1 protein-coding gene is annotated in these 510 nt (G+C 48.8%); it reads left to right on the plus strand.

Annotated elements, in window-relative coordinates; genetic code table 11:
- Positions 1–6 precede the first annotated feature (6 nt).
- Positions 7–510: 2-phospho-L-lactate transferase CofD family protein (locus tag ACFFRH_RS44695; RefSeq protein WP_386164242.1), on the plus strand; the 504-nt coding region annotated here is incomplete at its 3' end.

Below are 510 nucleotides of genomic sequence, written 5' to 3' on the forward strand. Positions count from 1 at the left end.
AACTTGATGTTAAAGGCGCTGGATCACCTTAGCGTGCGGCCTCTGGAAGCCATCAATTTAATTCGTAATCTGCTGAAAGTGGATACGCATTTGATTCCAATGTCAGAGCATCCTGTTGATCTGATGGCGATTGACGATCAGGGGCATGAAGTTTACGGCGAGGTCAATATCGACCAGTTAACTACGCCGATTCAAGAGTTATTGTTAACGCCTAATGTACCCGCAACGCGTGAGGCGGTTCACGCTATCAATGAAGCGGATCTCATCATTATTGGGCCTGGCAGTTTTTATACCAGCCTGATGCCAATTCTGCTGCTGAAGGAAATCGCCCAGGCATTACGCCGCACGCCAGCGCCGATGGTTTATATCGGCAATCTGGGGCGTGAGTTGAGTTTACCTGCGGCTAATTTGAAGCTGGAAAGCAAGCTGGCAATTATGGAGCAGTATGTTGGTAAAAAGGTCATTGATGCGGTCATCGTCGGGCCAAAAGTGGATGTCTCGGCGGTGAAA

The sequence above is a fragment of the Streptosporangium vulgare genome (assembly GCF_042428775.1).
Taxonomy (GTDB): domain Bacteria; phylum Actinomycetota; class Actinomycetes; order Streptosporangiales; family Streptosporangiaceae; genus Streptosporangium; species Streptosporangium vulgare.